Source organism: Pseudoalteromonas ulvae UL12 (assembly GCF_014925405.1).
GTDB lineage: Bacteria > Pseudomonadota > Gammaproteobacteria > Enterobacterales > Alteromonadaceae > Pseudoalteromonas > Pseudoalteromonas ulvae.
Map to the genome: position 1 here is coordinate 740,725 of NZ_AQHJ01000035.1, position 14,030 is coordinate 754,754.

General features: G+C 41.7%; 11 protein-coding genes. 2 read left to right on the forward strand and 9 right to left on the reverse strand.

The features are described 5' to 3' along the window. Positions 1-2 precede the first annotated feature (2 nt). The 7 genes from PULV_RS21330 to PULV_RS21360 are packed head-to-tail and all read right to left on the reverse strand — an operon-like array spanning position 3 to position 5,466. The gene (locus PULV_RS21330; protein WP_193332613.1) at positions 3-722 is read right to left on the reverse strand and encodes an SDR family NAD(P)-dependent oxidoreductase; all 720 of its coding nucleotides are present in this window, start codon (positions 720-722) and stop codon (positions 3-5) included. After that, positions 719-1,183: a nuclear transport factor 2 family protein gene (locus PULV_RS21335; RefSeq protein WP_193332614.1), complete on the reverse strand. Its 465-nt coding sequence runs from the start codon at positions 1,181-1,183 to the stop codon at positions 719-721. Before PULV_RS21335 ends, PULV_RS21330 begins: the two co-directional genes overlap by 4 nt. Further along, positions 1,183-2,589: a deoxyribodipyrimidine photo-lyase gene (phrB, locus tag PULV_RS21340; RefSeq protein WP_227009479.1), complete on the reverse strand. Its 1,407-nt coding sequence runs from the start codon at positions 2,587-2,589 to the stop codon at positions 1,183-1,185. Before phrB ends, PULV_RS21335 begins: the two co-directional genes overlap by 1 nt. Beyond that, entirely contained in the window at positions 2,589-3,542 is a 954-nt protein-coding gene (locus tag PULV_RS21345) for a YbgA family protein (RefSeq protein WP_193332616.1), read from the reverse strand. The genes phrB and PULV_RS21345 overlap by 1 nt, the downstream gene beginning before the upstream one ends. An 8-nt stretch (positions 3,543-3,550) precedes the next feature. Further along, positions 3,551-4,225, reverse strand: a complete 675-nt coding sequence (locus PULV_RS21350; RefSeq protein WP_193332617.1) for a ChrR family anti-sigma-E factor — start codon at positions 4,223-4,225, stop codon at positions 3,551-3,553. Further along, entirely contained in the window at positions 4,222-4,845 is a 624-nt protein-coding gene (locus PULV_RS21355) for a sigma-70 family RNA polymerase sigma factor (protein ID WP_086743454.1), read from the reverse strand. The genes PULV_RS21350 and PULV_RS21355 overlap by 4 nt, the downstream gene beginning before the upstream one ends. Before the next feature lie 60 nt (positions 4,846-4,905). Next, positions 4,906-5,466 (reverse strand): LON peptidase substrate-binding domain-containing protein, encoded by a 561-nt coding sequence (locus tag PULV_RS21360; protein WP_086743453.1) that lies wholly within the window; start codon positions 5,464-5,466, stop codon positions 4,906-4,908. A gap of 185 nt (positions 5,467-5,651) precedes the next feature. Here PULV_RS21360 and rimO point away from each other — a divergent pair, with 185 nt between their 5' ends. Next, positions 5,652-7,067 (forward strand): 30S ribosomal protein S12 methylthiotransferase RimO, encoded by a 1,416-nt coding sequence (rimO, locus tag PULV_RS21365; RefSeq protein WP_086743452.1) that lies wholly within the window; start codon positions 5,652-5,654, stop codon positions 7,065-7,067. A gap of 328 nt (positions 7,068-7,395) precedes the next feature. Here rimO and PULV_RS21370 read toward each other — a convergent pair whose 3' ends face one another. Then, positions 7,396-10,389 carry a TonB-dependent receptor gene (locus PULV_RS21370; protein WP_193332618.1) on the reverse strand — a complete coding sequence of 998 codons (2,994 nt, stop codon included), beginning with the start codon at positions 10,387-10,389 and terminating at the stop codon, positions 7,396-7,398. 232 nt (positions 10,390-10,621) lie between these two features. Between PULV_RS21370 and PULV_RS21375 the strand changes: the two genes are divergently transcribed. Next, the gene (locus tag PULV_RS21375; protein WP_193332619.1) at positions 10,622-10,804 is read left to right on the forward strand and encodes a hypothetical protein; all 183 of its coding nucleotides are present in this window, start codon (positions 10,622-10,624) and stop codon (positions 10,802-10,804) included. 172 nt (positions 10,805-10,976) lie between these two features. Here PULV_RS21375 and PULV_RS21380 read toward each other — a convergent pair whose 3' ends face one another. After that, positions 10,977-14,030: an efflux RND transporter permease subunit gene (locus PULV_RS21380; RefSeq protein WP_193332620.1), complete on the reverse strand. Its 3,054-nt coding sequence runs from the start codon at positions 14,028-14,030 to the stop codon at positions 10,977-10,979.

Genomic DNA, 14,030 nt, shown 5'->3' on the forward strand with positions numbered 1-14,030 from the left:
TTTCAAATCATCCTTAATGCAATTTTTTGCCACACGACATTAGGTAAATGAGCCATCAGCTTCATTATAAAAATAAATGCGCGGGGAAAATTAATTTCGTTTTTGTTTTTATCCAGCCCTCTTCGGATTATCACTGCAGCTTGTTCGGCCGTGACGATACTCGGCATCGGGAAAGTGTTTTTTTCAGTTAACGGCGTTTCAACAAATCCAGGATGGATAAGGGACACATGAATCCCTTTGCTTTTTAAATCGATGCGCAATGTGTTGGCTAAATAACTGACCGCGGCCTTTGATGCGCCGTAGGCTTCAGCACGGGGAAGCGGTAAAAAAGTCGCACTTGAGCTATTAAACGCCACAGTGCCACCTTGTTTAACTAATTTAAGCCACACACTTAGGCTGTTTGCGACAGAAATAAGGTTTGCTTGGATCACGCGGTTAAATAATTGGGCATCAAAATTAATTGGATCATCGATGTATTCGCAATTCCCGGCATTTAAAATCAATAAATCTAGCGCTGGTAACTCTTGAGACGCAGATTGAATCTTTGCTAAATCGGTTAAATCACAAATCAAGGGCACAACATTTGGGTATGACTGCGCCAATGCCTCTAAACGCTCTTGATTTCGACCACCTCCAAAGACTTGATAACCGAGTGATGCGTATTCGACACACAAGGCTTGGCCAATACCAGATGAGGCGCCTGTAATGAGCACAGTTTTCATTGGGATGCCTTCTTTTTCAACCAGCGCACAGTCGTGCCATATAAAGGGATGTGCTCATACAACAACTGCCCCAAATCAAAGTAATCCCGATGGGCGATGACTTTTTTGTCCATCATTTCTAATCGAGAATGACCTAATACACGTATTGGGCAACCTCCATTTAATCGGCTATGTTGATAAGTCATAGTCCAATACAGAGCCGCTTTATTGCCTGACACAAATCGGTCGGTAATATCAAATTCAATGCTGGTAACATTGGCATACATGTGTTCGAAATATTCAGTTAAAGCACTGCGACCAGTAACACGATGCAAAGGATCTTCAAATACAACATTAAAATGATAAATACGGGTCAGTAGGGCAAGGTTATCTTTATTTAAGCGTTGATAAACATCGACAAATTCATCTAACCATGATGAATTATCGGTAGCTTCAAGTGTAATTGATGTGGTTTGTCCCATTAAGTACTTCCCAGCTGATGCTTATAAAAATCAAGCGCAGTTGCTCTGGCTTGTTTATGCTCAACAATGACGTCCCAGTAACAATTTAGCTGACCGGTTGCTGCAAGATATGATTGCGGCAAGTGGATATGTTTGATTGGTATATCATTGAGTTCTGGTAAATATTTACGGATGAAAGAGCCATCAGGATCAAATTTTTCGCTTTGTGTGATTGGGTTAAATACCCGAAAGTATGGCTGGGCATCACACCCAGTACCCGCTGCCCATTGCCAACCACCATTGTTCGCTGAAAAATCGCCATCAATCAGGTGTTGCATAAAAAATTGCTCACCCAACCGCCAATCAACCAATAGGTGCTTAGTCAGGAAACTTGCTACGACCATACGTAATCGATTATGCATCCAGCCCGTTGTGGTTAACTGGCGCATTGCAGCATCAACCAATGGATAGCCTGTTTTGCCTTGACACCATGCTTCAAAGTAATCAGGGTTATTTGGCCAGTTTAAGGCATCATATTTATCTTGAAAATTACGATGTTTGATTAAGTTTGGTTCATGAAACAATAAATGTTTGTAGAAATCACGCCAAGCCAGTTCATTTAACCAACAAAATAACTCAGCTTTGGGATCTTCAAGCAGATGTGGGTTGTGTTGTAATACTTCAATCACTAATCGTTTTGGACTGATAGCGCCAATGGCTAAATAGGGGGATAATCCTGATGTGCCTTTTTGCGCCGGAAAGTCTCGGTACTGTTTGTAATCTGCATGTTTTGTTTCAATAAAATCCGGCAGGACTTTTTTTAATACCACATCGGCTAACGGCCATTTTTTTGAGCATTGTTTATTAGCAGTTAGCTCAATCATTGGCTGCACCGTTGGTTCATCAGTATTTGTTAGCAAACTTGCTGGGTGCGGCGCTAACCCAATGCCAAGATTTCTCAGTTGGTTTAACCATGCATTTCGAAACGGTGTGAAGACCTTATACATCTCGTTTTTGCCATTGACCACTTGTCCTTTTGGAACAATCACATCGGCTTCAAACAAGTGAAGTGATATGCCAGAGTCTGTAACTGACTTATCTCGAAGACGTTCATTGAGTTCAAGCTCTTCGTTAGCAAAAAGATTCTCCACTTGATGCTCTAAACAATATTGTTTTAAAACAGCTGTTTGTTGATTAAAATCCGTCGAAACTAACACATCTAAGTGGATGTTGTATTGACTCAGTTGCTTAGCGAGTAAATTGAGGTGACGTTCGATAAAGTCGACTTGAATGGGCGCCATATCGTGTTGTAGCCACTGATCAGGCGTGGCGATAAAAAGGGCCCGTGTCGGCCCAGATTGGATTGCTGCAGCTAAAGCCGGATTATCGTCAATGCGTAAATCGCGGCGAAACCAAATGACATTCATCAATAACCATACCTCAGTTTTAAATCCTGAGGGTATGGCGATAAATACACCTGCGCAGCTAAATATTCCTTAGGATGTTGCTTGAGATAATGATTGATCAGTGTCAGCGGTACCAGTAGTGGCACGAGTCCTGCTCTGTAATCATCTATCTGTTGTACTAATTCTTGCTTTTGCATTTTATCAAGCTGTTTCTTGAAATATCCTTGTAAATGCTGCAACGTATTGCTATGAGTTTTACGCGTCGCAATGTGTTTGAGTCCCAACATTAAACCTGTAATGTATGCATCCGCCATCTCTTCCACGGTTAAATCAGCACGCGCTAAAAGTTGGCCGAGGGACTTGTAGGTTGGGAGGTGATGGCTCATCAACAAGTATTTATGTTCGCTGTGAAAAGTCATCATTTTGTGTTTGGTTAAACCAGAAGCGACAAGATCTTGCCAGTGTTTATAAGTAAAGACTCGCATCACAAAGTTTTCACGTAAGCCTAAGTCGTTTAAGCGACCGTTCTCTTCGCATGGTAGCAATGGGTTTGCCGCCATAATCTCCTTGGCGAACAGGCCTACTCCGGTGGATTCTGAACTCTTACCGTGTTCGTAGTAGACTTTTACCCGCTCCATGCCACAACTTGGACTTTTTTGGCAGAAAATAAAACCACTCAGCTCACTGATCTCTTGAGCGGTTTTTTGACCATACGCAGTTAAAGAATCAGAGACATCACCAGATCCATCAGGGCGACTGACAGCAATTAAATCACCTTTTTTTATTTGTCTGATAGTCGGGCGCGGAATAGGCAAACCAATTGCCACTTCTGGGCAAAAAGCACGGTATTTAACGTGCTTGCCTAGTTCATCAACACAAAAGTCTGACTTCTTATGCCCTCTATCAAATCGAACCTGCTGACCTTCTACGCAGGCACTAATTCCTATAACAATCTCAGATTGGGGCTTTTTCATAGAATATCCTAATAAATAAAACTACCAAGCGGATTCAGAAGTTTTGAAAATCCTTGTGTAAAGTGTAGAGCATCGTCCGCCACTGTAAAACATAAACAGCCCTTTTCAGTAATGGGATTATGAGTGTGTTCACCATCCAGCATAATAAAATCGCCTTTCACATACGTGCCCATCTCATCTTTAAAACTGCCTTCTAATAATAAAGTCAGCTCGAAGCCTTTATGAGTATGCTGTGGTACTGAGCCTTCTTTATCTATGTGCAGTAAACTGGCATGAAGGGCCCCTTCGTTTAAATCAATCCGAGCGCGGCTCAGTTTGCCCATTTTATACCAGCCAGACATCGATGTTGAACGCAGTGCCCTAGGTAATGAATAGACTTGACCTTTAATTTCAACCTGCGGCAATTCACTAACAACAGGTGTATCTGTGGCAATATCAGAGCAAATTGCATTGATCATGTCGTCAATATTGAGGTCTGAGTAGTCCGTTTGTGAAATTGAAGTGTCTTCTTGTGTATCTACCTGACTAAATTGCTCAGAAGCAAGAAAAGTAAGTTGTTCTATTTCTTTTGCACACTTCGGACAAAGCTCTGCATGCATAGAAATAGCGGCGCTTAATGAAGCGGGTAACTCAGCGGCCACAAACTGGCAAAGGAGGTCATGCTCTGGATGAAAAGTAATCATTGGATGTCTCCTAGTTGCTGTTTAAGTTTGTTTAAAGCTAACCTAAGTCTGGATTTTACTGTGCCTAAGGGAATATTGAGCTGTTCAGCAAGCTGCTCTTGGGATAATTCTTGAAAGTAAACCCCTTGAATGACTTGTTTTTGTGCCTCTGGAAGTAACTCTAAATATTGAGCTATTTGACCTTCCATTAAGTGGTCATTGAAGACTTCTTCTTCAACATTTTCCGCTTCAACAATTGGCCAAATATCATCACTTAAGAAGTCTTCTCTTTGCGAGCGCACTTTTCGTAACATATCAAAAGAGACATTACGCATAATAGTGTAAACCCAAGTAGTCGCTGCGCCTTTGTCTGAGTCAAACAAATGGGATTTTCTCCAAACGTTGCTCATTGTATCTTGTAACAGCTCGTTAGCCGCAGCTTCCGTGTTGAGCTGCTTAATTCCGAAACGGATAATTTTTGGCGCAAACCACTTAAAGATGTGAGAAAACGCTGCTTTATCGCGATGAACAGCGATGTCACTTAGCCAATCTTTAAGTTGCTGTGATTCTTCTGGACTCATTGTTTGATTTCTTTTTTTACGAGGGGTTGCTTGACCCTCGTTTGCGACAGACAGTTGCATAATAATCACATGTTTAGTTTAGATAATTACCTATACGGTATAAACGTTAAGTGAGATCACCTATTTTTCACCGATAATCAAAGTATGCAAGAAATCTAGGCAGAGTCCATAGCTATTTGGTTGAATAAATTCGTATTTTTTTTGTATTGATAAGGGCAAAATCTCTATAAACCGCGCGCACACCCAATTCGGGTTGTCATATTCATGCTGTTGATAGAGCGCAGAAAAATCTGGGTTCGCATTAAAAATAGACTCAAGCTCTTGAGCGAGCGCTGCTGATTTGTCACAGTTCTCTTTTGCAGACCAGTGTTCAATTTGCTTTGCGGTTGCTTTTTTAAGCTGATCTTTCTCGATTGTAAAGTCACGTAAGCTCACTAAGCTCTTTGCTTTGACATCAATAGACAACAAACCATCTTCTAAGGTTGAGAAGTCGATAATGTCAACCCAAGCAGCATGTTCAGAGCTGTTGTATGGCGGCTCATTGTTGTAAGTTGATAAAGCAAAGCCTTGTTGGGTGATTGCTTCTTTTACCAAACGTATGTAACGAGGTTCAAAAATCCTCAGGCGAGTGACGCCACCTGGAAGTAAAAAGATAGGTAAAGGAAATACACCCAATTGCATAATCAAATTCAATATTGTTAAAACATACTGTCAGATACGAGTCATAGATAAATAAAGTTCAATTTAAAGTGGTGTCAGCCTTCAGTGAGGAATGATGACAAATTGATGAGAGTAGCTTACTTGATGGCAATGTTTAGGCTATAATTCGCCCCCAGCATTTGCGCGTCACACATAACAGGTAAACCATGACAGTAGAAACCTTTAATCCCAAACAAACCACCACCCTAGAAACACCTGCTAAAACATTGGCTGCCCAAGAGGCGTCTTCAGCTAAAATTGAGGCTAAAGCGGGTTCTAAGGTAGGCTTTGTGAGTTTAGGTTGTCCTAAGAACTTAGTTGATTCTGAACGAATTTTAACGCAATTAAGAACTGAAGGGTACGAAGTGGTCAGTAGCTACCACGATTCTGATGTGGTCATCGTCAATACCTGTGGTTTTATCGATAGCGCGGTGCAAGAGTCGTTAGATACCATAGGTGAAGCCCTCAAAGAAAATGGCAAAGTCATTGTGACGGGATGTCTTGGCGCACGAGAAGATGAAATCCGAGAAGTTCACCCAAATGTACTGGGTATTACCGGCCCGCATGCCTATGAAAATGTGATGGAACATGTGCATGAGTTTGCGCCTCAACCACCGATGAATCCGTTGATGAGTTTAGTGCCAGATCAAGGTGTTAAATTGACACCTAAGCACTATGCCTACTTAAAAATATCAGAGGGTTGTAACCACCGCTGTACTTTTTGCATTATCCCGTCAATGCGTGGTGATTTAGTCTCTAGGCCTATTGGTGATGTACTTCAAGAAGCTGAGCGTCTAAAGCAAGCAGGCGTGAAAGAGCTATTAGTCATCAGCCAAGATACCAGTGCTTATGGGGTTGATGTTAAAGGCAAAACAGGTTTTTGGAACGGCATGCCGGTTAAAACAGATATGCTTAATTTATGTCAGGCATTGAATAAACTGGGTATTTGGGTGCGTTTACATTATGTCTATCCGTATCCGCATGTAGATAACATTATTCCGTTGATGGCTGAAGGCAAATTACTGCCGTATTTAGATATTCCATTTCAACATGCAAGCCCGCGAGTCTTGAAAATGATGAAGCGCCCGGGTCAAGCTGAGCGTACTTTAGATCGAATTAAAAAATGGCGAGAGCTTTGCCCTGAACTGGTTATTCGCTCAACCTTTATTGTTGGTTTTCCGGGTGAAACCGAAGAAGACTTTCAAATTCTGCTCGACTGGCTTGAAGAAGCACAGTTGGACCGAGTTGGTTGTTTCAAATATTCACCAATCGAAGGGGCTAAAGCGAATGAATTAGCAGAGCCTGTTCCTGAAGAGATAATGCAAGATCGTTTTGAGCGTTTTATGATTAAGCAACAAGCTATCAGTAAAAACCGTTTAGCTCAGCGCGTTGGTCAGACGATGGACATTCTGATTGATGAAGTCGATGAAGAAGGTGCAATTGGCCGAACCTTTGCCGATGCCCCTGAAATCGATGGTGTTGTGTACTTAAATGGCGAGACGAATTTGAAGCCAGGTGATGTGGTAAAAGGCCTAATTGAGCATTCAGATGAATATGACCTATGGGCAAGCATCAGTAACTAATCAAAATTCAGATTAATGAGTTTATAATTCTTAAAACGCAGAGTGTATCTGCGTTTTTTTATGTCTGACAAATAAGAATTAAATAAAACACAGAGATAAAAAAGCCACTCAGAATTAAGTAGCTTGGTAATATTCAGGGAACTTTCAAATGAAAGCGGTAAAGAAGAGTTGTGTCATGACACGAAATGAACACATTACATCCTGTAACCCTTCTTTAGTACTGACACTCCAAAAACAAACTCACTGCCCAACTTTTACCGTTTTAACGTGCTTATGGTTCGAAACGATACTAGACAAAATTAGGCAGTAAGTTTAGTTAAATTACTCCCTAAAACTCATAACGAGCGGTTAAAGAAACATAACGTGCGCCTTGACGGCCTGTGGTCATGCCCCAGTTAGGATTGGCAACAACATCACCATTATCATTTGTCGTAGTTCCATTTTGATAGACAGTGGTTTGTGTATCACTATTAAATAGGTTGTAAACTGTGCCTTTTAAGACCAGATTATTTTCAAACAAATCCAATGTATAACTGGCTGATAAGTCAAACTGCGCGACCCAATCAGTTGTACCCGCGGTTCCACGTGGTGATGGATTGCCATTTTCGTCATAAAACGAAGCACCATGACCACGTTCAGTATTACTTGGGCATGATTCCCATGGCATACCAGCGGCGCAAGAGTCGACCCCAAATGGGTGGATCCCCATTTTGTTAATTGGCTTACCGTCAATTAGTGTACTGTTTAAACCGATCACTAAATCATCGGTTACTTGGTAGCTACCAAATAACTTGAAAGCATGGCGGCGATCGCTTGGTAAGTTACCCGCAGCATGATCTTGAAGCCCTGCATAGTCATAGGATACAGTCCAACCCGGATCGGCCTGATCATCATCATCATTAACAAGTCCTGCTGTATTTCCCCAAAGGTGCGACCAGGTATAGGATGCATTTATATTGATTTGATCGTTAACTGCACCGTCTAAGGTGAATTCTAGAGCCGCATATTTACGTTCAGATTGAGGTTGTGCCACTTCATCAGCAGACAACACAATATGATCGATATTGCCATCGCCGTTGAAGTCGTAATTAACATCTAAGCCACTGCCGGGGTTAAATAAAATCCAGCCATCAATCCAGCCATTAGATTCAATACCTTGCTTTTTATACCAATTTTGCAAGACGGTTTGCAGATCGGCATCTTCAATAGAGCGTTTGAGCTCACGATAAATACCCCGTACACCAAAGGTCATGTCCCCTTCAAACACTTCAGTTTGATAACCTGCCGTGAACTCATCTGAGAACATTGATTTTAAGTTTGCTGAGGCTTTAGAGCCCGGCGCACCTTCACCCGATTGAGCTAAGAAATAATTCACTTGCTCACCACGGCTGGGTGAACCATCTGCGTTGATCACTGGATGACCATCGATGTCCAGTGCATCGGTGTTGTAGTACCAGTGCTCATCACGACGCGAGCCACCTTGTACAATATTCATATTGGCTGAAACAGGTTGGAAATAACGGCCAAATGTGGCAAATAATTTACTTTCTCCATCCCCATTTAAGTCATAAATCGCTTGCAGACGTGGAGCAATTTGGTTGTCAACGTCGACATAGCTTTGGCCATCGGACATTTCATTGGTAAATTGGCTATAACGAACGCCAAGATTTAACACTAACTGATCGGTCGCTTGCCATGAATCTTGGGCATAAAAAGATAACGACTTAACATGCGAGTCTGAAAAATCACGACGAATGCGTTGGTCAATATAAGGCGTCCCAGCAGCTAAACCAGATTTGTCAGAGCCTGTTGCTGTTTCAACATACCACCAACCTTGTGCGCTGCCTTCACCATTTTGAGTTGATTGATGATCGATATGCGTATCGTAGTAATCCACACCAAATTTGAATGAATGGTCGTCCAAGCTCCACATGAGATCCGCTCTAAATTGGTCACGAGTGAATTCACTTTCGGTGATGGTTGACGAAGTATGATTTGATAATTGACGATAGCCATCATATAAATAAGAGCCAACCCAAGGCAGGGCATCGGCTGCGGTATTAAAGGTTTGGTCAGTTACACGCCCTGCAATTACTTCAATCGATACATCATCGCTGATTAAACCACTGTATTTAAGACCTAAAACATCACCACCGGTTTTAGTTGTACCTAAGGTGCCTTCACCATCACGCTCATCTGTTTGCCAATCGTAATCGTAAGTTTTGTAGGTATTTTTATTTTCAAAGTTGATGCTAGTGAATTCAATCGAATGATTTTCATTAATAAACCAGTCTAATTTGGCAAACCAACGATCAGACTCTGAACGTCCATCAGATAAAGAGTTACTGCCTGCAGCAATGTAATCATTACGTTGTGGTGCGAAAAGGGCATATACAAACACTTGATCTTCAACTAACGCGCCGCTAGCCCATACCGATAAACGTTTGAATGTGGCTTCATCATCTGAAGAATTCGAGTAAATATCGCCGTTACGATAAAATAGATCATCATGATGGCTGTTTAATGATTCAGGATCGATTCGAGCCTCAACACCAAAGTTAAAATCATTCGAACCTGACTTAGATACGGCATTAACAATACCGCCAATTGCGCTGCCAAATTCAGCAGAAACCCCACCGGTTTGAACCTCTGTTTGTGAGATTGCTTCCCAAGGTAGCGAAATTGAACCTAAACCAGTTTTAAGCGTGGTGACATTTAATCCGTTTAGGTAATAACCGTTTTCTGCTGAAGAACTGCCACCAATTGATGGAGAGCCGTTAAAGTTTCCACCATTGGTCGCGTTCGTACCAGGTGCAAGTAACACCGCACTATTAAAACCTGATTCTACCGGAAGTAAAGCCAGTTCAGAGTCCGTGACAACAACACCTGCTGTTGACGATGCTGTATCGATACGAGCAATTGCATTGGCATTGACAGAAATACGCTCTATATCACTGCCTTCGTTGATCAATACGCCATTGTACACAATCGCTGAGCCAAGCTTTACATCTAAGTCAAACTCTTCAACGGTTTCAAAGCCAGGCTTTGAAATCGTCATCGAATATAATCCGATCGGGAGCTTTCTAAGTGTGTACTGGCCATTTTCATCTGCGGTGACTGTCCGTGTGATGCCTTTTTCTTTGTGTTTTACTGTTATTGTGGCACCAGCTGCATTGATATTGTTAGTGGTACTAATCGTGCCTTTAACAACACCGTTAAATGAGTCATTTGCAACAGATGGCAATGAAATTGTACCGAGCATACAGGCGATGGCTGCTGCGGTGGCTTTAAGTCTAAAGTTGTTCTTATTGTTGGTTGTCATAATGAGTCCTTATTCCCAGAGTGTTTTGAAATATATTGTATACAATATATTTCAAGTTGAGAATCCTATGTTACTCAAGCGTTAATTGCAAAGGTTTTTTTAAATTTTTGTTGCTTTTTTGATTAGGTATTAACAAGCCAGTTTGAAGTATTTATCTAACAAGTGCTGATTTAGTGCGTTTTAAAAGTGAATTATTGATAATTTAAGGTGGAATTAACCTAAAGGTGAATGAATGAGCAGAAAGCGGGATAGTTCATCTCTTTTACGGCATTTTTACTCTCACGTGGTTGAAAGTATTTATGATATAGCTGCATTGAAGGCATCAAACTCGCCTTTTATCCCTAAAATTATGCCAATGGTACGTTTTGGGCGTTTTATAAATGAAGATATTAAAAACTATGTTGAAGATAAGTAATGCGCATTTTTAATGCTGAGCAGATCCAGAATGTTTGTTTTAAAAGTGATGGGGTGTTAAAGCGAGGTCGCTTGATAAGCGAATAAGAGTAAGCTGTGTCTATTTTTTATAGAATAATAAGTGAGTCGCAGTGACTCACTTATTTGTTCAATCGATTAAAGGTTAATTTGTGCTAAATGTCATCTGATTTTATTTTGAAAATCATCGCGTACAAAACAGGCACTACGATTAGGGTTAAAATTGTCGCAAAACCTAATCCAAACATAATAGTGACAGCCATGGATTTGAAAAACACATCAAATAATAACGGGATCATACCTAAAATAGTGGTAATGGCAGCCATTGCCACAGGACGTACCCGAGAGACGGCAGAATCAAAAATAGCATGATAAGGAGAGGCGCCTTGGCTGAGCTCTAGATTGATTTGATCAACTAGCACAATGCCATTTTTGATTAACATGCCAGATAAGCTCAGCAAGCCAAGTAACGCCATAAAGCTAAAAGGGCTTGCCGTAACAAATAAACCAGCGCTCACACCAATCATCGCAAGTGGCACAGTAGCCCAGATCACCAGTGGCTTTTTAACGCTATTAAATAATAAAACCGTAATCGCAAACATTGCGATATAGCCTAGCGGCAACGAACCAAAGATAGCTGTTTTTGCTTTGGAAGAAGACTCAAACTCGCCCCCCCATTCAAGTTGGTAACCATGAGGTAACTGTATGGCTTCAATTGGGCTTTTGATTCGCGCAAATAATTTTGCGGCCGTCTCATTGCCGAGAATATCGTGATCGGCCATAACGGTAATGGTGCGCTTTCGGTCTCGGCGCATCACTAAACTGTCTTCAGAATGGGTTTCAAACCCATCAACAATTTGACTAATTGGAATATACACCTGAAGGGCCGGGCTATAAATTTGCAAGTCATTCAAACTATCAACATGTAATCGTTCATTCGCCGGCGAGCGCGCGATTATGGGTAAGGTTTGCGTGCCTTCACGATAAACACCGACCTGTTTTCCTGATAAGCTGGTCAGTAATAGCTGATCTAAATCTGCTTTGCTTATTCCTAAACGGCGTGCTTTTTGTTCATTAAATTGTGGGCGGATCACTTTTGTGCGTGCGCGCCAGTCATCTTTGATATTCATAGCCCCCGCATCATTCGCTAACACAGCTTTAGCTTGAGCGGCTAATTCTCTGAGGATGATCGGATCGGGGCCAGAAAAGCGCGCTTCAATTTTAGCATCTGTTGATGGGCCAATTTCCATGCGTTTTAGCTTTACTTGCGCATCTAATAACTGCGCTTGGCTATAGGCCCTTAAGTCCGCTATCAGTGGTTCAAGTTGCTCGGCATGTTGAACGCGAATGATTAATTGTGCATACGCCGAATACGATTTTTCTGGCGAGTAGGTCAGCATAAAGCGCGGTGCGCCTTGGCCGATAGTGCTCGTCACATCAACGACTTCTGGTTTATCGAGCAAGTATCGTTCAATCTTAGTTACGTCAGCCTCTGTTTGACGAATATCAGAGCCTTGAAAACGCCAATAATCCAAATAAAACATAGGAGTATTCGATGCCGGGAAAAAAGACTGTTTGATTTTTCCAAAGCCAACCACCGAAACAACTAAGGCGAGTAACATAACCAATAAGGTGGTTTTACGATAATGTAAACTCGTGTGTAACACACGTTTATAAATATCATAAATAAACCCTTGGTACGGATCTGCTGATTGTTGACTGGTTACTGTATCTCGAAATAATAAATGGGCGAAAAAAGGCGTTAATGTAATCGCTGTGAACCAGCTTAATAATAATGAAATTAGGAGCACACTAAACAGGCTACCGGCAAATTCGCCAGTTGCATCGGCACTTAAACCAATCGGGGCGAATGCCGTAATCGCAATTACCGTTGCACCGAGTAGTGGCCACTTTGTTTGCTCGACAATATCAACAGCGGCTTGCAGTCTAGTGCGTCCTTTTTGTATCCCAATTAAGATCCCTTCAGTGATGACTATCGCGTTATCGACCAACATACCGAGTGCGATGATTAAGGCGCCCAAAGAAATTCGCTGTAAGTCTATGGCAAATAATTTCATGAATATAAAAGTACCAAGGACTGTGATCAACAAAATCAGCCCAATCAACAAACCACTTTTCACACCCATAAAAACCAATAAAACAATAATAACGATTGCGACCGCTTCGAGTAATGACACGATAAAATCATTGACTGACTGTTCGACCTCGACAGGTTGGTTATAGATAGTATGCACGTCCATCCCATGGGGGCGTTGGTACTCTAATTGATTAAGGTGTTCCGCTAATCGTTGACCTACTTCGACCACATTGACACCGCTACTAAATGACACGCCGAGGACTAACGCTTGCTCCGCACCATAATGCATTCTATTGGTTGGCACTTCTGCATACCCTCTGCTAACGGTTGCAACATCGCCTAAATAAATCAGTTCAGATGCGCCGGGGCTCGAGATAAGCAAGTTTTCTAACTCTTTGACATTCTTAAACTCTCCGGTGGGGTGTAAGCGAATCGATTCACTGCCTACTTTTATTTTCCCAGCATTAGAGACGGTGTTTTGGTTTTGTAATAGACTGAATATTTGGTTGGCAGAGATGCCTAAGTTAGCCAATTTATGGGTCGATATCTCGACCAATACTTGTGGTTGTTGTTCTCCAGCCATAACCACTTTGCCAACACCATCAACCAGTACTAATTCGCGGCGTAAATAGTCGGCATAGTCTCGTAATTCATCATACGAATAGCCATCACCTGTGATGGCAAACATCACACCGTAGACATCGCCAAAGTCATCCATCACTTTTGATGGCATAACACCTTGTGGCAGAGAGGGCGATAAATCATTAATTTTACGTCTAAGCTCATCCCAAATTTGTCTGAGCTGCTCTTTACGGTATGTACTTTTCATCTCGACAGAGATCTGCGACATACCCGGTGACGAAATTGAAGTCACATAATCAACATAAGGAAGTTGCTGAATGACATTTTCAATAGGGTAGGTGACCTCTTCTTCAACCTGCTGCGGCGAAGCACCAGGGTAGGCGGTGATCACCATGGCTTTTTTTAAAGTAAATTCTGGATCTTCAAGTTGTCCTAATCCTAAATACGAGAAAGTCCCTCCTATTACTAACAGTAATGTGAGCATCCATGAAATGACTGATTTCTCAATTGACAGTTTTGCAATGCTCAT

What these genes read in the sequence shown, in the direction of transcription:
- PULV_RS21330 (WP_193332613.1), bottom strand. Translation starts at nt 722, where the DNA reads ATGAAAACTGTGCTCATTACAGGCGCCTCATCTGGTATTGGCCAAGCC.
- PULV_RS21335 (WP_193332614.1), bottom strand. Translation starts at nt 1,183, where the DNA reads ATGGGACAAACCACATCAATTACACTTGAAGCTACCGATAATTCATCA.
- phrB (WP_227009479.1), bottom strand. Translation starts at nt 2,589, where the DNA reads ATGAATGTCATTTGGTTTCGCCGCGATTTACGCATTGACGATAATCCG.
- PULV_RS21345 (WP_193332616.1), bottom strand. Translation starts at nt 3,542, where the DNA reads ATGAAAAAGCCCCAATCTGAGATTGTTATAGGAATTAGTGCCTGCGTA.
- PULV_RS21350 (WP_193332617.1), bottom strand. Translation starts at nt 4,225, where the DNA reads ATGATTACTTTTCATCCAGAGCATGACCTCCTTTGCCAGTTTGTGGCC.
- PULV_RS21355 (WP_086743454.1), bottom strand. Translation starts at nt 4,845, where the DNA reads ATGCAACTGTCTGTCGCAAACGAGGGTCAAGCAACCCCTCGTAAAAAA.
- PULV_RS21360 (WP_086743453.1), bottom strand. Translation starts at nt 5,466, where the DNA reads ATGCAATTGGGTGTATTTCCTTTACCTATCTTTTTACTTCCAGGTGGC.
- rimO (WP_086743452.1), top strand. Translation starts at nt 5,652, where the DNA reads ATGACAGTAGAAACCTTTAATCCCAAACAAACCACCACCCTAGAAACA.
- PULV_RS21370 (WP_193332618.1), bottom strand. Translation starts at nt 10,389, where the DNA reads ATGACAACCAACAATAAGAACAACTTTAGACTTAAAGCCACCGCAGCA.
- PULV_RS21375 (WP_193332619.1), top strand. Translation starts at nt 10,622, where the DNA reads ATGAGCAGAAAGCGGGATAGTTCATCTCTTTTACGGCATTTTTACTCT.
- PULV_RS21380 (WP_193332620.1), bottom strand. Translation starts at nt 14,030, where the DNA reads ATGAGCATTGCAAAACTGTCAATTGAGAAATCAGTCATTTCATGGATG.